Origin of the sequence: Drancourtella sp. An12, assembly GCF_002160935.1 — a bacterium.
Taxonomy (GTDB): Bacteria; Bacillota; Clostridia; order Lachnospirales; family Lachnospiraceae; genus Sellimonas; species Sellimonas catena.
Genome location: NZ_NFLO01000023.1, coordinates 41,635 through 60,354 on the forward strand (window position 1 = coordinate 41,635; position 18,720 = coordinate 60,354).

General features: G+C 46.3%; 21 protein-coding genes. 17 read left to right on the forward strand and 4 right to left on the reverse strand.

Going from position 1 to position 18,720, the window contains the following annotated elements:
- Nucleotide 1 precedes the first annotated feature (1 nt).
- The 6 genes from B5E64_RS15490 to B5E64_RS15515 all read left to right on the forward strand — a co-directional run bounded on the left by B5E64_RS15490 (nucleotide 2) and on the right by B5E64_RS15515 (nucleotide 6,663).
- Nucleotides 2-2,866, forward strand: coding sequence for a penicillin-binding transpeptidase domain-containing protein (locus B5E64_RS15490; RefSeq protein WP_343284089.1), 2,865 nt, complete (start codon nucleotides 2-4; stop codon nucleotides 2,864-2,866).
- A gap of 100 nt (nucleotides 2,867-2,966) precedes the next feature.
- Nucleotides 2,967-3,758 (forward strand): septum site-determining protein MinD, encoded by a 792-nt coding sequence (gene minD, locus B5E64_RS15495; protein WP_087169356.1) that lies wholly within the window; start codon nucleotides 2,967-2,969, stop codon nucleotides 3,756-3,758.
- A gap of 14 nt (nucleotides 3,759-3,772) precedes the next feature.
- Nucleotides 3,773-4,003 (forward strand): cell division topological specificity factor MinE, encoded by a 231-nt coding sequence (locus B5E64_RS15500; protein ID WP_087169357.1) that lies wholly within the window; start codon nucleotides 3,773-3,775, stop codon nucleotides 4,001-4,003.
- The gene (locus B5E64_RS15505; RefSeq protein ID WP_087169358.1) at nucleotides 4,000-5,124 is read left to right on the forward strand and encodes an FtsW/RodA/SpoVE family cell cycle protein; all 1,125 of its coding nucleotides are present in this window, start codon (nucleotides 4,000-4,002) and stop codon (nucleotides 5,122-5,124) included. The genes B5E64_RS15500 and B5E64_RS15505 overlap by 4 nt, the downstream gene beginning before the upstream one ends.
- Nucleotides 5,125-5,136: 12 nt before the next feature.
- A complete protein-coding gene (locus B5E64_RS15510; RefSeq protein ID WP_087169359.1) occupies nucleotides 5,137-5,532 on the forward strand; it encodes a methylglyoxal synthase in 396 nt (131 codons plus the stop codon).
- Nucleotides 5,533-5,571: 39 nt separating this feature from the next.
- Nucleotides 5,572-6,663, forward strand: a complete 1,092-nt coding sequence (locus B5E64_RS15515; protein ID WP_182466571.1) for a serine hydrolase — start codon at nucleotides 5,572-5,574, stop codon at nucleotides 6,661-6,663.
- Here the strand turns inward: B5E64_RS15515 and B5E64_RS15520 are convergent.
- A complete protein-coding gene (locus B5E64_RS15520) occupies nucleotides 6,660-6,866 on the reverse strand; it encodes a DUF378 domain-containing protein (RefSeq protein ID WP_087169360.1) in 207 nt (68 codons plus the stop codon). The genes B5E64_RS15515 and B5E64_RS15520 overlap by 4 nt on opposite strands.
- Before the next feature lie 84 nt (nucleotides 6,867-6,950).
- Between B5E64_RS15520 and B5E64_RS15525 the strand changes: the two genes are divergently transcribed.
- The 8 genes from B5E64_RS15525 (at nucleotide 6,951) to B5E64_RS15560 (ending at nucleotide 13,597) form a co-directional block, all read left to right on the forward strand.
- Nucleotides 6,951-7,895: a TIGR01212 family radical SAM protein gene (locus B5E64_RS15525; RefSeq protein ID WP_087169374.1), complete on the forward strand. Its 945-nt coding sequence runs from the start codon at nucleotides 6,951-6,953 to the stop codon at nucleotides 7,893-7,895.
- 12 nt (nucleotides 7,896-7,907) lie between these two features.
- Entirely contained in the window at nucleotides 7,908-9,293 is a 1,386-nt protein-coding gene (locus tag B5E64_RS15530) for an HlyD family efflux transporter periplasmic adaptor subunit (RefSeq protein ID WP_087169361.1), read from the forward strand.
- A 25-nt stretch (nucleotides 9,294-9,318) separates the two neighbouring features.
- Nucleotides 9,319-10,050 carry a YggS family pyridoxal phosphate-dependent enzyme gene (locus B5E64_RS15535; protein ID WP_087169375.1) on the forward strand — a complete coding sequence of 244 codons (732 nt, stop codon included), beginning with the start codon at nucleotides 9,319-9,321 and terminating at the stop codon, nucleotides 10,048-10,050.
- A 14-nt stretch (nucleotides 10,051-10,064) separates the two neighbouring features.
- Entirely contained in the window at nucleotides 10,065-10,619 is a 555-nt protein-coding gene (locus B5E64_RS15540) for a cell division protein SepF (RefSeq protein WP_087169362.1), read from the forward strand.
- Nucleotides 10,620-10,636: 17 nt separating this feature from the next.
- Entirely contained in the window at nucleotides 10,637-11,392 is a 756-nt protein-coding gene (locus B5E64_RS15545; RefSeq protein ID WP_087169363.1) for a YlmH/Sll1252 family protein, read from the forward strand.
- 22 nt (nucleotides 11,393-11,414) lie between these two features.
- Nucleotides 11,415-11,945: a signal peptidase II gene (gene lspA, locus B5E64_RS15550; protein WP_087169364.1), complete on the forward strand. Its 531-nt coding sequence runs from the start codon at nucleotides 11,415-11,417 to the stop codon at nucleotides 11,943-11,945.
- Nucleotides 11,935-12,858, forward strand: a complete 924-nt coding sequence (locus B5E64_RS15555) for an RluA family pseudouridine synthase (RefSeq protein WP_087169376.1) — start codon at nucleotides 11,935-11,937, stop codon at nucleotides 12,856-12,858. Before lspA ends, B5E64_RS15555 begins: the two co-directional genes overlap by 11 nt.
- A 94-nt stretch (nucleotides 12,859-12,952) precedes the next feature.
- Nucleotides 12,953-13,597, forward strand: coding sequence for a cytidylate kinase-like family protein (locus tag B5E64_RS15560; protein ID WP_087169365.1), 645 nt, complete (start codon nucleotides 12,953-12,955; stop codon nucleotides 13,595-13,597).
- On the opposite strand, the gene B5E64_RS15565 is transcribed toward B5E64_RS15560, so the two are convergent.
- Nucleotides 13,594-14,343, reverse strand: coding sequence for an ATP-binding protein (locus tag B5E64_RS15565; protein ID WP_087169366.1), 750 nt, complete (start codon nucleotides 14,341-14,343; stop codon nucleotides 13,594-13,596). The genes B5E64_RS15560 and B5E64_RS15565 overlap by 4 nt on opposite strands.
- 131 nt (nucleotides 14,344-14,474) lie before the next feature.
- On the opposite strand from B5E64_RS15565, the gene dtd reads away from it, so the two are divergent.
- Nucleotides 14,475-14,921, forward strand: coding sequence for a D-aminoacyl-tRNA deacylase (gene dtd / locus B5E64_RS15570; protein ID WP_087169377.1), 447 nt, complete (start codon nucleotides 14,475-14,477; stop codon nucleotides 14,919-14,921).
- 24 nt (nucleotides 14,922-14,945) lie between these two features.
- Here dtd and B5E64_RS15575 read toward each other — a convergent pair whose 3' ends face one another.
- Nucleotides 14,946-15,611 (reverse strand): YkgJ family cysteine cluster protein, encoded by a 666-nt coding sequence (locus B5E64_RS15575; RefSeq protein ID WP_087169367.1) that lies wholly within the window; start codon nucleotides 15,609-15,611, stop codon nucleotides 14,946-14,948.
- A gap of 84 nt (nucleotides 15,612-15,695) precedes the next feature.
- On the opposite strand from B5E64_RS15575, the gene B5E64_RS15580 reads away from it, so the two are divergent.
- Nucleotides 15,696-16,256 (forward strand): CDP-alcohol phosphatidyltransferase family protein, encoded by a 561-nt coding sequence (locus B5E64_RS15580; RefSeq protein WP_087169368.1) that lies wholly within the window; start codon nucleotides 15,696-15,698, stop codon nucleotides 16,254-16,256.
- Between the two features lie 12 nt (nucleotides 16,257-16,268).
- On the opposite strand, the gene B5E64_RS15585 is transcribed toward B5E64_RS15580, so the two are convergent.
- Nucleotides 16,269-17,552 (reverse strand): DUF1576 domain-containing protein, encoded by a 1,284-nt coding sequence (locus B5E64_RS15585; RefSeq protein ID WP_087169369.1) that lies wholly within the window; start codon nucleotides 17,550-17,552, stop codon nucleotides 16,269-16,271.
- Between the two features lie 201 nt (nucleotides 17,553-17,753).
- Between B5E64_RS15585 and B5E64_RS15590 the strand changes: the two genes are divergently transcribed.
- Nucleotides 17,754-18,596 (forward strand): tyrosine-type recombinase/integrase, encoded by an 843-nt coding sequence (locus tag B5E64_RS15590; protein WP_087169378.1) that lies wholly within the window; start codon nucleotides 17,754-17,756, stop codon nucleotides 18,594-18,596.
- Nucleotides 18,597-18,720: the final 124 nt, after the last annotated feature.

Here is an 18,720-nt window from a genome sequence, read left to right on the forward strand (position 1 = left end):
TTTGGAACGCATAAAGGAAACAGTCATCAAGCTTGTAAAGTCCAGAATGTTTATCGCGAGTATTGTATTCTGCGTGATGTTCGCGATTCTGGTGCAGAGAGTGTTCTATCTTCAGATTGTAAGAGGCGAGAGCTATCTGAACGACTACAAACTCCAGATTCAGAAAACAAGAGAAGTACAGGGCACAAGAGGACGGATTCTCGACCGGAACGGAACAGTTCTGGCGGACAATGTTCTTGCCTATTCGGTAACGATCGAAGATAACGGGGATTACGATACGACTAAGCAGAAAAACAAGGAGCTGAACGCAACAGTCCGCAGAGTAATCGATATTATCGAGAAAAACGGGGACTCCATCATCAACAGCTTCGGTATTGTCCTCAATGACAGCGGTGAGTATGAGTTTTCTACGGAAAGCACAGCGCGTCTTCGGTTTATTGCCGACATTTTTGGGTATGCTACGATAGACAAGCTGTCCGAGAAACAGAAAAACTATACAGCGGCAGATATTATCCACTATCTGTGCACCGATGAGACGTACGGATACGGAATCAATGAGGACGATTACGAGAAATCGGATATTCTGAAGCTTGTCAATATCCGGTATGCGATCAGCCTGAACAAGTACCGGAAATATATTGCAACGACAATTGCAACAAATGTCAGTGATACGACAGTGGCGGAAATAATGGAAAATCAGGAGGAGCTGACAGGAGTCAGCATCGAAGAGAGCTCCATCCGCCAGTATAACAACAGTAAATATTTCGCATCGATTATCGGCTATACCGGACAGATTTCCCAGGATGAGTACAATGCACTTTCCGAGGAAGAGCAGGAATCCTACTCTCTGACAGATATTGTCGGAAAGGCCGGGATTGAAAAAGCAATGGACAGCACCCTTCAGGGAGAAAAAGGAGAGACGAAAATCTACGTCAACAATGTCGGAAAGGTCATCGATTCCGAGAAGGTGACAGAGGCAAAGGCAGGAAATGATGTATACCTGTCAATTGACGCGGATCTTCAGATTGCCGCCTACAATATTCTCGAAGAGAAGCTTGCGGCGATTCTGCTTTCCAAGATGGTCAACCGTCTTGACTATGATACAAGCAATGTAACCGATGCAGACTCCATCGTCATTCCGGTGGGAGATGTTTATAATGCTTTTTTCAAGAACGAGATCATTGATACAAGCCAGTTTACCCAAAGTGATGCGGGCACTGCAGAAAAAGAGGTTCTGGAGACCTATTCCAGGAGAGAGGAAGACGCGATCAGTTCCGTGCTTTCCGAAATGCAGAATGCAAACGGGATGGCCTACCAGGATCTGTCTGACCGGATGAAAGCCTACATGGACTATGTGGTAGATACGCTTTTGACAGATGATTCCGGAATTCTCGTAGAGGACAGAATTGACACAAGCGACGAGACCTATCTTGCATGGAAAGAAGAGGAGACCATCGGTGTCAATGAGTATCTGAACTATGCGATTTCACAGAACTGGATCAACACCTCAAAGCTGACTGATTATCTGGAAGGGGACGCAAGCTATTCAAGCGCTTCCGAAATTTACCAGGCGATCGTACAGTATGTAGGAGAGGTGCTTGGAGATGACGGCGATTTCGAAAAGATCATTTATGAGTATATGATCAAATCCGGGGATATTTCAGGAAACCAGGTCTGCTGTATCCTGTATGAGCAGAATATTCTGAAATATGATGAAACCCAGTACAACCGGCTGAGAAGCTCCGGTTCAACAGCAGCTTACAATTTTATCCGGAGCAAGATTGAAAGTCTGGAGATTACGCCCGGCGAACTGGGACTGGAGCCGTGTACCGGATCCATCGTGATTACGGATCCGAGCAACGGACAGGTTCTTGCCATGGTTTCTTATCCGGGTTATGACAACAACCGTCTGGCAAACACGATGGATTCCGACTATTATGCACAGCTGAACTCCATGACGTCGAGTCCGCTTTACAACAAAGCAACACAGGAACGGACGGCGCCTGGTTCCACATATAAACCGCTTGTTTCCATTGCAGGTCTGACCGAGGAAGTAATCAGCACAGGAACTACGATTTCCTGTACCGGAATTTTTGATAAGATTTCTCCGATTGCTCGATGCTGGATCTATCCGGGCTCTCATGGAAGCTTAAATGTGGTAAGCGCGATTCAGCACTCCTGTAACGATTTCTTCTACGAAGTAGGCTACCGTCTTGGAACAACGGGCGGAGAATACAATGATGCATACGGAATTGAGCGTCTGCAGAAATATGCGGAGGAATTCGGCCTTGGAGACACAACCGGGCTGGAAATCACGGAGTCGCAGCCGCAGATTTCCGACAGTGACGTAGTACGTTCTTCTATTGGACAGGGAACCAACAACTATACAACATCAGGGCTTGCACGTTATATCAGCGCAGTTGCCAATGAGGGGACCGTCTATAATCTGTCATTATTTGATAAAACAACAGATGTCAACGGAAATCTTGTGAAAGATTATGAGCCAAGTGTCAGAAATGAGGTGGAAGGAATTGCGAATTCCACATGGACAGCAGTTCACAATGGAATGCGCAGAATGGTTACCAACACTTCCACATTCAATAGTCTCGGAGACTTTGAGCTGTACGGAAAGACAGGTACAGCACAGCAGAGTACGACACATCCGAACCACGGCCTGTTCGTTGGATTTACATCAGGACAGGACACCAACGTTGCGTTTGCGATCCGTATCGCAAATGGTTATAATTCTACGTATCCTTCTGAAATAGGGCGTGATATTATCCGCTACTATTACGGGCTGGATGAAGAAGATGAAATCGTGACGGGACATGCAGCATCCCTTGGAACGGTTGTTTCAGGAGACTGATGATGTACCGGAAATTACGAAAGAAAGAAGGCGGCATGGCAGGGGCGGATTTCTCCTGTCTGTTGTCTTTCCATCAAGTTTGGTCTTAGGAGGAAGGAACATGGGTGAAGTTATTGTTATTACATCAGGAAAAGGCGGTGTCGGGAAGACGACGACGACCGCGAATATAGGGGCCGGCCTTGCAAAGCTTGGGAAAAAAGTGCTGGTCATCGACACGGATCTGGGACTTAGGAATCTGGATGTTGTAATGGGGCTGGAAAACCGGATCGTCTACAATCTGGTTGACGTGATCGAAGGGAAATGCAGACTGAAGCAGGCAGCCATTCACGACAAACGATATGAGGGGCTTTATCTGCTCCCGTCCGCCCAGACAAAGGATAAATCTGCCATCTCTCCGGAGCAGATGAAAAAACTGACAGCGGATCTGAAAGAGGAGTATGATTATGTGCTTCTGGACTGTCCGGCAGGAATCGAGCAGGGCTTTGAAAATGCCGTGGCAGGAGCTGGCCGTGCAGTTGTTGTGACAACGCCGGAGGTTTCCGCGATCCGGGATGCGGACCGGATTATTGGTCTTCTGGAGGCAAAGCAGATCCGGAACCTCGAACTGGTGATCAACCGGATCCGGATTGATATGGTAAAGCGCGGAGACATGATGTCCGTGGAAGATGTGACCGAGATTCTTCCGATCCATCTGCTTGGCGCCATTCCGGATGACGAACAGGTCGTGATCGCGACAAATCAGGGTGAACCTGTTGCGGGTGATGATTCCCCGTCAGGGAAGGCCTATATGAATATCTGCCGAAGACTTACGGGGGAGGAAGTTCCTCTCATGGATATGGATGAGAAGGGAGGACTGTTCTCCCGGCTCACACATCTGTTCAAAAAGAATTAAGCAGGAGGCAGAAAATGGGATTATTTGAAGGAATGGAAAAAAAAGCGTCTGTCGGGATCGCAAAAGACCGCCTCAGAACGGTTCTCGTATCCGACAGAATGGATTGTAACCCAAATGTATGTGAACTGTTCCAGAAAGAACTGTTTCTGACGGTATCAAAATACATTGATACAACTCCGGAAACCTTTGATGTTTCAGTCACCCGTTCCCGGATTACCATTACACTGACAGGAGAAAAGCTTTGAAGATACTGAAATTTACGAAACCATACCGTTTAAAAGATTTTAAATTTTCGCTGCTGATTTCCGTGCTTGCCCTGACATGTCTGGGCATCATGGTAATCGGAAGTGCTAAGCAGTCTGTTCAGGGAAGACAGATCATCGGACTGGTCATCGGATTGATCGCACTGGCCGTTGTATCCATGATTGATTATGTATGGATTTTGAATCTGCAGTGGATCCTTTACGGTCTGACGATCGCGATGCTTCTGGCCGTACGATTCTTTGGAAAAGACGTAAACGGGGCAACAAGATGGATTGATTTCGGATTTACGACGTTTCAGCCGTCCGAACTTGCAAAGATCCTGCTTGTTCTGTTCTTTGCGAAATATATTATGAATCATGAAGATGAGATTACAAAGCCGGTTACGATCATAAAGGCAGTACTTCTGATGGCGGCACCATGCTTTCTGATCTACAAGCAGCCGGACCTTTCAACGACGATTTCGATTGTTCTGGTATTCTGCGTTATGATGTATGTGGGAGGCCTGGGCTACAAATTTATCGGAATATTTCTTCTGATTACGGTTCCGGCGGCAGTGATCCTTTTGAGCCTCATTGTCCACTCGGATATCGATATTCTGCAGGGGTATCAGGAGACACGTATTCTTGCGTGGCTGCAGCCCGAAAAATACAGCAGTGATGAGGCGTATCAGCAGAATAACTCCATTATGGCCATCGGTTCCGGCCGGCTGACCGGAAAGGGCCTGAACAATAATACGACAACATCCGTAAAGAACGGTAACTTTATTCTGGAGCCGCAGACCGACTTTATCTTTGCGATTGTAGGAGAAGAATTAGGTTTTGTGGGTTGCTGTATCGTGATTGGTCTGCTATTATTAATTGTAATACAATGTATGAGAATAGGGATGCGTGCACCGGATACAGGAGGCCGGATCATATGCTGCGGGGTAGCCGCGCAGATCGGGATACAGAGCTTCATTAATATCAGTGTGGCGACAGGGCTCTTCCCGAATACCGGTATTCCACTGCCGTTTGTCAGCTACGGAATGTCATCCCTTGTCAGCATGTTTATCGGTATAGGTCTGGTATTAAATGTTGGATTACAGCAGAAAAAATATAAGTAAGGAGTGAGAAACATGAATATTGGGCTCATTGCACACGACTCAAAAAAGACACTGATGCAGAATTTCTGTATTGCTTATAGAGGGATTCTAAGCAGAAATGAACTGTATGCAACCGGAACGACAGGACGTCTGATCGAGGAAGTTACAAATCTGAATGTACACAAATATCTGGCAGGACCTCTTGGCGGGAAGCAGCAGCTGGGATCCCAGATCGCGCAGAATGGGATCGACGCCCTGATTTTCCTGCGGGATCCGTCGAATCCGAAGCCGCATGAGCCGGATGTCAATGATGTGATCCGTCTGTGCGACACATACAACATTCCGGTCGCGACCAATCTTGCAACGGCGGAGCTTATCATTCTGGCCATCGACAGAGGAGATCTCGACTGGAGAGAAATGTATAAGTAGTATAACACAGCAGTATAAATGCTATGAAGGGGTTCATGTATGAGTAGTTACAGGGAAGAGGAAGCACAGAAAAGAAGAGAACGGATTGAGAAAAACAGACAGAAACGCAGCCGCAGACACGGGAATAAGAAGAATCAGAAAAAGAATCATAAGAGACAGATCGCAGCAGGGATCTGTCTGGTGCTGATTGCGGCGGCGGGCGGTGGAGTGTATGCGGTCTCCATGCAGCATGCGCAGAAGAACGCAGAGATGGTATCCTATGAAAAGGAGAATTACAGCGGTTCGGTATTTTCTACAGATGGGCTTGCTGCAACCAATCTGTGTGTGGCTTCCGAAAATACAGATGAGATTCAGTACAGCGGCACGACAAATGTGCATGCTGCCGGACTGTTTGACATCAATGGGGCAAATGTGCTCTATTCCAATCAGATCCATGACCGGCTGTATCCGGCCAGCACGACGAAGATTCTCACAGCACTTCTTGCGCTGGAAAAAGGGAATCTTTCTGATGTCGTGACAGTCGGAGAGAATGCGGCAGCATCCAGTTTTCCTGCAGATGCGTCTTTGTGCGGACTTCAGGAAGGAGACCAGTTGACGCTTGGCGATCTGCTTTACGGACTGCTGCTTTCTTCAGGAAACGATGCTGCGACAGCGATCGCAGAACATATTTCCGGGTCGGAAGAAGCTTTTGTGGAAGAAATGAATGCCCGCGCGAAGGAGCTGATGGCGGTTAACACGCATTTCACCAATCCGCACGGACTGCATGATGATAATCATTATACAACAGCATACGATCTGTATCTGATTTTCAATACCTGTATTCAAAATGAGGAATTCATGAAAGTCATCGAGACGGAAAGCTATACTGCTTCCATCAAAGAAGCGGACGGAAGTGTCCGCACAGAAGAGTGGAAGCCGACCAACTATTATGCGAGAGGCATTGTAAATGCTCCGGACGGAGTTACTGTAGTGGGCGGCAAGACCGGCACGACCGGAGAAGCTGGATACTGCCTGATCCTTCTGGACCGAAATTCGGCAGATCATCCATACATCTCCATCGTGATGGGTGCCGGATCGAGAGATATCCTTTATCAGAATATGAATGCGCTTCTGGAAGGCACGCAGAATTAATCTTCGGAAAAGCCACGTATCCGTCCAAACAGGCTGATCAGATATAGGCCGCAGAGACCTACCAGCGCATAGATGATACGGGACAGCATGGACAGGTTTCCGAAGAGCCAGGCGACCAGATCAAAGCGGAATACGCCGATCAGCAGCCAGTTCAGGGCGCCTACGATTACCAGTGTCAGTGCAATGTTATCAAACCATTTCATATATGATAATCCTCCTTTATGAATTCTTTCCTTATTATTACCGGAAAACAGAAGAATATACAGGAGAAGAAAAGGACAGTGACGATGGAAGAGCAGTTATACAGATCATACAGTCAGTATCTGAAAGACAAGTATCACGCAAAAGTATATAAACTTCCGGTCAATCTTCCCGGGACATGCCCGAACAGAGAGGGCGGCAGCGGCTGCACGTTCTGTTCGGAAAAAGGCACCGGGTTTGAGGCCATGGAAGGGGCTGTACCGGTTGCGGTGCAGCTCGAAAAGACAAAAGAATATATTCAAAGACGATATCACGCAGAGAAGCTTATTGCATATTTTCAGAATTATACAAATACATACTTTCCGTTTGAGACGTTCTGCTCCTATATCAGGGAAGCGGAAAAGGTGAAAGATATCGTTGAAGTATCGATTTCCACCAGGCCGGACTGTATCAGCAGCCGTTACCTGGCTTTTTTGCATGAGTGGATGCAGGAGACGGGAATTGCGGTCACGATCGAACTGGGACTTCAGACAGTCAACTACCATTCCCTTGCAAAAGTCAGACGGGGACACGGCCTTGCGGAATATATCGATGCGGTACAGCGGATCAGACAGTATCCGTTTGATATCTGTACCCATGTGATTTTAAATCTTCCGTGGGATACCGGGGAAGATGCGGCGGAAACAGCGAAAATTCTGTCGGTGCTTGGTAATGATATCGTCAAGATTCATTCTCTCTATCTGGCAAAAGGGACAGAGCTTGCAGGGCAGTATGAAAACGGGGAGTTTCAGATCTGCACCCTGGAAGAGTATCTGGAGCGCCTGATTCTGTTTATCCGGCTGCTGGATCCGGATATGGTGATCGAACGGTTTTTCAGCAGAATTCCGGAGAAGGATGCCGTGTTCTGCAACTGGAATACAAGCTGGTGGAAGCTGAAAGACATGCTGCTGGATGAGATGAAGAAGCGGAATGTACGGCAGGGGGATCTCTATTGTTACCGGAATGGACCAAGGCTTAAGAAATGGAATTAGGAGGAAGATGATTTGGCAGTCAGAAAGAAAACTACGGATATCAGGTCATACCGCAGAAAATGGAATATCAATATCGGAGTCATTCTGTTTGCCGTTATCCTGATCTATGTGATTGTAGAGTTGGTGGTTTCGGTTACCAACCGGCCGACGACATACTATGAAGTAGGGCAGGGATCGATTATTAAGAATGTATCCTATACCGGATTTGCAGTCCGGACAGAGCAAACCGTGGAGGCGTCGAAAAGCGGCTATCTGAATTTCTATCAGCCCGAGGAATCCAAGATTTCAGCAGGTCAGAGTGTCTGTGCTGTTTCCGATAAGAAACTGGATTTAAGCAACAGGGAGGAAGAGACAGAAGAAACACAGCTTACAGAGGATGAGCAGAGACAGCTTCTGTCTTCGGTCCGCACATTTGCGAACAACTACAGGGAGGCATCTTTTTCCGAGACGTACTCCTTGAAAAGTACGATACAGAATCTGCTTGACCGGAAAACAGACCAGACCAGAACTTCCAGAATGACGGCGGCTCTTGAAGAGCAGGAAGAAGGAAGCTATCAGAACTGTACAAGTGAGACGGATGGAATTCTTGTCTATGAGGTAGACGGTTATGAGAGCATGACAACCGACCAGGTCACAGACAAGAATTTTGATAAAAGCAGCTATACCAGGACGGAGGTGCATGAGAACCGGAAAGTCAGTGAAGGAGACAGCATGTACAAGATTGTGACAGGAGAAGAATGGTATCTGGTTGTAAGAATGGATGCGGATACGGCAGAGTCTCTGTTGGACCGCAGCAGTGTCAACATCCGTTTTTTAAAAGATGATGAAGAAATGATTGCGGGCCTTCAGATGGAAAAGAAGGACAAGGACACCTATTACGCATACCTGACACTGGACAGTTCGATGATCCGCTACGCATCCGACCGTTATCTGGACATTGAGATTCTCATTGAAAACGCACAGGGACTCAAAATTCCAAAATCCGCGGTTGTGGAAAAGGACTGCTATGAAGTTCCGACAGAATATATTGTGAGCAACGGCGAGACAGATGAGCAGGGCGTGCTTGTCTATAATGACGGGGAAACAAGTTTCCGGGCGGCGGATGTCTACTATACAGATACGGAAAAAAATATGGCATGCATCGAAGCGGAAAATCTGCCAAAGGGCACAGTGATCCAGATGCAGGATTCCAATAATACAAGAACGCTGTCTGAGACAGTCAGCCAGGCAGGGGTCTATGAAGCCGGAAGCGGTTATGCTGTCTTTACCTCCATTGATATCGCGGCTGAAAATGAGGACTACTATATTACCGGAAACGGAAGCAGCAATCAGCTGTCCAACTATGACAGAATTGTCCTGAACGCGGAATCGGTACAGGATGATGAGATTCTTGTATAGCAAAAGCAGAAAGGAAGTAGAAGAGATGGAAACATGTTATGAGCCTGGAGTTGTTACAGAAAATCTCAGGATTGTAGAGGAAAAAATACAAAATGCCTGCAAAAGAAGCGGACGGAAAAGAGAAGATGTTACACTGATCGCGGTCAGCAAAACGAAACCGGCTGCCATGATCCGGGAGGCATACGATGCGGGAATCCGTGTATTTGGCGAAAACAAAGTACAGGAACTGACGGAAAAATACGAAGAACTTCCGTCCGATATCCGGTGGCACATGATCGGACATCTGCAGAGAAATAAAGTCAAATATATCGTTGACAAAGCCGAGTTGATTCATTCGGTGGATTCCCTCAGACTGCTGGAGACCATTGACCGGGAAGCGGCGAAAAAGCAGGTCACAGCGAAGGTCCTTCTGGAGGTCAATATGGCAAAAGAGGACACAAAATTCGGTCTCATGCCGGAAGATGTCATGGGGTTTATCGATAAAGTTCCGGAGTTCAAAAATGTCACTGTAGAGGGCCTGATGACGATTGCGCCGAATACAGATGACCCGGAGAAAAATCGACAATTTTTTTCTGCGCTTCGGAAATTATCTGTTGACATTGCAGACAAAAACATTGATAATATCCATATGGGCGTACTTTCTATGGGTATGACCAATGATTATGAAGTAGCGATTGAAGAAGGTGCCACAATGGTCCGTGTCGGTACAGGAATCTTTGGTAAAAGAAATTATGCTTTAGATAAGAACACAAGATGATAGGAGTGTAAAAAATGGGTGTATTAGACAAGTTTTTGAATATCATGAAATTAAGTGATGACGACGACGATTATGAGAACGATGATTTCTTTGATGAAGATGACTTAGAGGACTACGAAGAGAAACCGAAAAGAAAACTGTTTGGAAGAGATAAGACAAATGAAGAGACAGAAAATTTCTCTGCAGAAGAAGAGGAAGACTACGAATCCAGACAGACATCTTCTCAGAACAGCAAAGTGACACCTATAAGACGTTCAGGCCGCAGACCGCAGGCTACAGGCATGGAAGTATGTGTGATCAAGCCGAGCTCTGTGGATGACGCAAGAGAGATTACAGAGACACTTTTGAGCGGACGTACTGTAATTCTGAATCTGGAAGGCCTTGATCTTGAGATTGCGCAGCGTATCATTGATTTTACATCAGGCGCGACATTTGCCATTGACGGAAACCTTCAGAAGATTTCCAGTTTCATCTTCCTGCTGACTCCTACAAACGTAGGTATTTCCGGAGATCTTCAGGATCTTCTGAACACATCTTTTGATGTGTCTTCTATCAGCAAAAGATACTAAGAAACCGGTTTCAGAGAATGGAAAGAGAAGAATTAATATTTCAGAAAAGACTGATTGACCTATCCCGCACTGCCTACCAGCGCGGGATTGTGATGTTCAGTGACTTTCTGAATCTGAATGAACTGAATATTCTGCATACGCTGTCAAAGGAGGAGCTGTACTCCGGATACGAGACTTTTGGCGGCTATGCGGCAGCGGAGCGTCAGATGGTTGCTTTTCTACCTGATGCTCTTTGTTATGAGTTTTTTTATCCGTTTTCCATCCTTCGTATCCGCCCGTTGAATCCGAAGTTTTCGGAGGAACTGTCTCACCGGGACTATCTTGGAGCAATTCTGAATCTTGGAATTGAAAGATGCAAGATCGGTGACATTCTCGTGGAAGACCGGGAGGCGGTTGTATTTGTATCGGAAAACATGGCGGACTTTCTTGCGGAAAATCTGACCAGAATCCGTCACACATCTGTAATGGCACAGATTGAGGCACAGCAGGAGTTTCAGTACGAGCCGTCCTTTGAAGAAATACGGGGGACAGTTGCGTCTGTAAGACTGGACAGTCTTCTGGCACTTGCATTTTCTTCCTCGAGAAGCAGACTTTCCGGACTGATTGAAGGGAAAAAGGTGTTTGTAAACGGCAGGCTGATTGTGAGCAACGGGTACCGCCTGAAGGAAGGAGACATTATCTCGGTGCGGGGAATGGGGAAATTCCGTTACGAGGGCGTGCTTTCCGAGACGCGGAAGGGAAGATCCTATGTTGAAGTCCGAAAATATACTTGATTGATGATCACAGGAGAGAGATATGAATAAGAAAAATGGACTGAAAAATTATGTCATGGCAGTGATTCTTGTCATCGTGGCGGTACTGATTGACCAGTATACCAAATATCTGGCAGTCACGCATCTGAAGGACGGTCCTGCCTTTGTCCTGATTGACAATGTATTTGAACTGAACTATCTGGAAAACAGAGGTGCCGCGTTTGGTCTTCTGCAGAACCGGCAGATCTTTTTCGTGTGCGTTGCCATTCTGATTTTTGCTTTTATTCTTTACTGTTACGTGCGGATTCCGAAGACCGGCCGGTATCTGCCGCTGAGACTTTGCGGAATTTTCATTGTGGCAGGCGCGGCCGGGAATCTGATTGACCGGATTCGTCTTGGATATGTGGTAGATTTCTTCTATTTCCGTCTGATTGACTTTCCGGTATTTAACGTGGCAGATATTTATGTGACGGTATCATTTGCGGTACTGCTTATCCTGATCTTTTTCCGGTACAAGGAGGAGGAGCTGGAGTTTCTTGGAAGAAAGAAAGGAACAGGCACAGATGGAAAATAAAGTGTTGCAGGCGGAGGAATTTGTCGGAGAACGGATCGACAAATTCCTTTCGTGCAGATTGGAGGAAGTATCACGCTCTTATATTCAGAAGCTGATCAAAGAGGGCCATGTGAGTGTAAACGGAAAGCCTGTAAAGGCAAACTATAAACTGGGGGCAGGCGATGAAATCTCGGTGGAGATCCCGGAAGCGAAGGAGCCGGATATCCTTCCGGAAGACATCCCGCTTGATATTCTTTATGAGGATCAGGATATTCTGGTCGTCAACAAACCGAAAGGGATGGTTGTCCACCCGGCGGCGGGGCATTACAGCGGGACGCTTGTCAATGCACTGATGTATCATTGCAAAGACAGCCTTTCGGGGATCAATGGCGTGATGCGTCCGGGAATTGTACACCGGATTGATATGGATACGACAGGCTCCCTTCTGGTATGCAAAAATGATGAGGCCCACCGGATTCTTGCGGAGCAGCTGAAAGAGCATACGATCCGCAGGGAATACCATGCGATTGTATACGGGAATATCAAAGAAGACACCGGAACCGTGGACGCGCCGATCGGGCGCCACCCGACAGACCGGAAAAAGATGAGCATCAACCATAAAAATGGAAAACAGGCTGTGACCCATTATGAGGTGCTGGAGCGTTTTGGAAATTTCACCTACATCCGCTGCCGTCTCGAGACGGGGCGTACCCACCAGATTCGTGTCCATATGGCATCGCTTCATCATCCGCTTCTCGGGGATGAAGTGTATGGACCTTCCTCCAGACCTCCTTTTCCAGGGCTGAAAGGGCAGGTGCTGCATGCGAAGATTCTGGGAATTTATCATCCTGTAACGGGAGAATACATGGAATTCGATGCCCCTCTTCCGCAATATTTTGTTGATTTATTGCAAAAACTGAGAAGAAAAAGTTAAATTTTTGGTAAAGTTATATACATTTTGCTCAATTTGATATATAATAGTCCTATCGATAGCTTGACAGCTGACTGGTTAAAGGAGCGTGATGTATATGTCAAAAACAAATACAATTATTACAATCGGGAGAGAGTTTGGCAGCGGTGGACACGAGATCGGCGAGCGTCTTTCCGAGAAGCTGGAGATCCCATTTTATGATAAAGAAATGCTGGATCGTGCATCCAAAGACAGTGGAATTGCAGAGGAACTTTTAAAGGCACACGATGAGAAGCCGACAAGCAGTTTTCTCTATTCTCTCGTAATGGATACCTATTCACTCGGATATAAATCAGGGAGCTACTCTGACATGCCGATCAACCATAAGATCTTCCTCGCACAGTTTGACGCGATTAAAAAGCTTGCCGAAGAAGGACCTTGCATTTTGATCGGAAGATGCGCGGACTATGCGCTGGAGGATTACCGGAATGTCCTGTCTGTCTTTATCCATGCGGACACAGTAAAGAGGGCCAAACGAATCAGCCGGATGTATGACATGACAGAGGCGAAAGCGAAGGAAATGATTATCAAGACGGACAAAAAGCGCGGCAGCTACTATAACTATTACACTAACAAGAAATGGTCGGCGGTTCAGAGTTATGATGTCTGCCTTGACAGCGGAAAGCTTGGCATCGACGGATGTGTTGATGCGATCATAGAGATCGTAAAAATCAAAGAAGCAACGAAAAAAGCAGTTCTTTAAGAACTGCTTTTTACTTCCTCTCTTGTCAGCCGTACCGGCCAGCCTTCAATATTTCCATTTATAATTGCGGTAAACATGCGCTGCTTTGCACCCGGATGGTCAAGCTCCAGCTGGTGAATCAGATCTTTGGCATACTGCCGTTTTGTCAGCCCGTCCACCGGACAGCGGCTCTTTTCGACAGGAAGCTCATATTTTCTCTGAAATCCGATGACATCCGCTTCATTGACATACATCATTGGACGGATAACAGTCAGATCCATACGGTCCAGATAGGATTTCGGAGAGAAAGAGTGGAACCGGCCCTCAAAAATCAGAGAAAGAATCATCGTCTCGACAATATCATCCTTATGATGGGCATAGGCAACCTTGTTGCAGCCCAGTTTCTTCACTGCTTCATTGAGCGCGCCTTTGCGCATCTTGGCGCAGAGCGAACATGGATTGCTTTCCTTGCGTTCCTCAAACAGAATCCTTGCAATATCCGTTTTTACTACATGGTATGGCACATCCAGCTCTTGGCAGAGTGCCTCAATCTTCTCTGTATGAAACTTCTCATAGCCAAGGTCCACCGTGATGGCAATCAGGTCAAACGGCTTCGGATAAAAACGCCGCAGACCGGCGAGCGCGTAGAGAAGTGTCAGACTGTCCTTGCCTCCGGAAATTCCGACGGCAATCTTGTCTCCTGCTTCAATCATCTGGTATTCGTCCACAGCTTTCCGTGTAAAGCTGAGCAGCTGCTGTAATTTCATGTCTCATCCTCATTTCCAAATTTCATCATACTGTATCAATATATCTTATTTATTGCGGAAATACAAGGTATTTCTTGCAGAACAGACAAAAAAACGGTAAGATAGATAGGAGAAAAAAAGGAGTGAAAAAGATGAAATTTGTAATTCAAAGAGTTCTTGAGAGCTCGGTAACCGTTGATGGAGAAACCATCGGAAGTATTGGAAAGGGATTTATGGTACTGATCGGTGTCGGAAAGGAAGACACAAAAGAGACCGCAGACAAGATGGTAAAAAAGCTGACCGGAATGCGGATCTTTGAAGATGAAAATGGCAAGACGAACCTGTCCCTGGCGGATGTGGGAGGAAGTCTGCTTTTGATTTCCCAGTTCACCCTGTATGCCAACTGCAAGAAAGGAAACCGGCCAAGCTTTATCGAGTCCGGCGATCCAAAAGCGGCAGAGGAGCTGTACGAATATATCATTGAGTCATGCAAGGCTCAGGTACCGGTCGTAGAAAGAGGGAGATTCGGTGCAGATATGAAAGTCTCCCTCATCAATGACGGACCGTTTACGATCGTTCTGGATTCCAGAGAACTGTAAAAGACCTGAAGGCATAAGCTGGTCTTATGCCAGGTGAAAGAGCTTCTTACACGTCTCGTACCGCTCCTGGAACGCTTCATAAAAGCCTTCTTCCGGGTACGGGGTCAGGTAGAAGTTCTGGAGCACATACATGGATACCTGTTTCTGATAGGATTCATCGCCTGCCCGCTCGATATGAGCCTGCAGATCCATCAGAAGGTAGTGCCAGCTGCACACATAGTCTTCATAGCGAGGCAGATCCGGGATGTCAAGCCACTTTTTGATCCGGATTTTGGAACGGTGGGTCTTTTTACACTCTTTCGTCTGAAGAAAGTAGGAAAAAGAACCATCCTCATACAGTCTTCCAAGAGGAAAGAGCCGGCAGAAGCCGGGACGGAATGCGTGAATCCGGCATCGGCCCTCCCCGGACAGAAACGGGCAGCAGTCCCGTTCTCCGGTCATCTTCAGATGCGGGAGAATGATGCCGTCCACAACGGAAAGATCAGCAGCGCGAAGGAGAAGCTCCTCCGGCTTCAGGCCGGTACCACGGTACAGCTGGTCCATGTCATAAGGATCAAGGATGATGGAATCCCCCATTCCCTGACAGCAGTCCGAGCATCCGCGGCATCCGCCGCAGTCGGCACGTACCAGATCATTGGAAGTATAGAGGTTTCCGTCAGAGATTTCATTTAGATCAATATTTCGCAGCATAAAATGCCTCCTTGTTGCCTGTCATTGTATTATCACTATTTTAAACAAAGAAGAGGGGGCCTGTCAAACCAGAACGGAGGGAATATGAAGCATTTTTCAAAAAAAGAACTGTTATCGATACCGAACTGCATGGGATACTTCCGCATCCTGCTGATTCCGGTATTTTGTATTGTATACTTACGTGCGGATTCCATTCAGGAGGAATATCAGGCGGCGGCGATTCTCCTGATCTCCACCATCACCGATTTCCTGGACGGGAAAGTTGCAAGACATTTCAATATGATTACCGAATTCGGGAAATTTCTGGATCCTGTGGCGGACAAACTGACCCATGCGGCAGTGGCTGTCTGTCTCGCATTCCGTTACCCCCTGATGCGTTACCTGATCCTTCTGATGATCATAAAGGAGGGATTTATGGCTGTGATGGGAGCATGGAATCTGAAACACGGGCAGAAGCTAAACGGGGCAAAATGGTTTGGAAAAGTATGTACTGCCACCTTGTTTCTACTGCTTCTGGCGCTGGTGGTATTTCCCTGGATCCCCAGACAGACAGCAGATTTCTTTATTCTCGCTGAAATGGTGATCATGTTTCTGACACTTATTCTCTACATACCGGAATTTCAAAAAATGCATAAGGAATGGTAAGCAAGGCGGCCTCTAAAGAGAGAGGTCGCCTTTTGCGCGCGCTCTTCTGGAGCGGATGGAACGGATCACCGGAACCATGAAAATTGCTACGATTCCTCCGGCAAATCCATTATTATACAAATTCATACTATCATAAAGAATTCCAACATTTAATGCTACAGAAGACTGAAGAAATCCGGCGAGGAGACCGGCTACAATCCCGAATTCCCCGGCGATCGGGGCAAGAGTCGTAGAAAACAGAAGAGCAAGCATCGGTGACGGATCGTTGATATTCCACTCTTTTGTTACGCTGGCCAAAATAACGCCGATCATGATCGGGGCAATATTAAAGAGGTGCTTCCCGGTGGCGGAAAATCCGACGATCGTGAAAATACCGCCGATGGTCGGACCATTGAGATCTCCGCCCAAAATCAGCACAAGAAACATGGCGAAAAATCCGTTGATTCCCATATTGAGAAGAACAGGCGCTTTCCCTTCCTGTTTCAGATAATCAGTTCCTGAGATTCCGCTGCATTTAAGGATCTTTTTATAGGAAGCAAACAGCTGCTTCCGGTCCAGAAGAAAGGCAGATAAAATCATGATCAGGAACAGTGCCCCCAAAATGATGGAAAACTCCAGATTACTTCCTGTATGCCAGATCAGCCGGGATTCTGCTTCAATTCCAAAGGATTTGAATAAAGAGATGATGACTGTCGCAATGATACCGGAAGAAAAACCGACGTTATACAAAGAGTAACCTTGATGAGCATAGTGAACATGGGTAGACAATGGAGGCAGAACAAAACCAATGCTGATACCGATAGCAAAGCTTAAAAAGACCCGGACAGGCAATGATAATCCTTCGAACTGCATAACCTGGGTAATAATCGGGGAAAGGCTCGTTCCGTACAGACCGACATAAAGATAATTCCGGATGGAAGTCTTGTGATAGTGAGCATACAAATAGACACCCAGGAGAATCGTCCAGATGTTGACGACATTTTTTCCAAACAAAGAAAAGCCAAAGATCAGGCAGCAGGAGGTGATAGTATGACCATCGATTTCCATATGCAGAAGGTAAAGAACAAGAAGTAAAAGCAGCGTAATCAGGCCGGCATTCAGAAAAGCAGCCCCAATGCCTCCAATCACAAAATAGTCTGTAATCAGAAAGTCGGGCTCACGGATAATCGAATACAGACCGGAAAGAATTTCCGAAGGTGGCTGCATAAATAGTCCCACAATGATAAAATAGGCGGGAAAAACTGCCAGCAGAAGATAACTCTGGCGGCGCGAAAGCGTTTTTTTCATGTAGAGCATCCTTTCTTCGATGTAATTATTAACTTTATTATATCGAAAATCAGCCATATGGTAAAGAAAAATAAAAAAAATGCAAAAAGACTGAACCAAAACAGAGATAGATTCAGTCTTTTTTTATATACAGCAAAATTTACAAAGGCAGGATTAGTGGAAGGCAGAGCTGAAGATACTAAAGAGAAAACACAAAAGGAAGGAATACTTATGGAAGGGAAACGTATTACGCAAAAGTCATTGAAAGAGTATGAAATCTTCCTGATTCAGGAAGAAAAAAGCCGGGCTACCGTTGAGAAGTATATGAGAGAACTTCAGATTTTATCCACCTTTCTGGGCGGAGCAAAGATCTCAAAACAGAAAATTCTCGAATACCGTGAGAGACTGATCCAATCCTACCATCCCAAGACCGTGAATGCCAAACTTTCTGCAGTCAACTTGTATCTGGAATATATGGGCTGTCAAAGTTATATGGTAAAGCTTTTAAAGATTCAGAGGCAGGCATTTATCGATGAAGAAAGAGAACTTTCGGAACAGGAGTACAGACGGTTGTTGATGGCCGCCAGGAAACGGCCGAACATGCGGCTTTATCATGTGATCCTGACAATCTGCAGTACCGGAATCCGGGTCAGTGAACTGAAATTCATCACCGTAGAGGCGCTGAAATGCGGCAGGGTACAGATTCACCTGAAAGGGAAGGACAGAACCATTTTGCTGCCAAAGAAGCTGAAAAAGAAGCTAAGAGAGTATGTAAATAACAGAGGAATCCAGTATGGGCCGGTTTTTCAGACAAGAACCGGAAAACCGCTGGACCGGAGCAATATCTGTCATGAAATGAAATCCATCTGTGAAGAGGCAGGGGTAGACAAAGCGAAAGTCTTTCCGCACAACCTGCGGCATCTGTTCGCACGCTGCTTTTACGCGGTAGAAAAAAATCTCGCTCTCCTTGCAGACATCCTCGGACACTCCTCCATTGAGACAACCAGGATTTATGTGGCGGAAGGCATCCGTAAACAGGAACGCATTATCAAAAAAATGAGATTAATCGTATAAAAAATACCACAGAATGGTTATTCCGTGGTAAAAAAATACATAACAAAACATTTTTCCTCTAGCATGTTTCATTTTAATATTGTAGGGAAGAGAAGTCAATAGTTTTTTTGCATGCAAAGAAGCC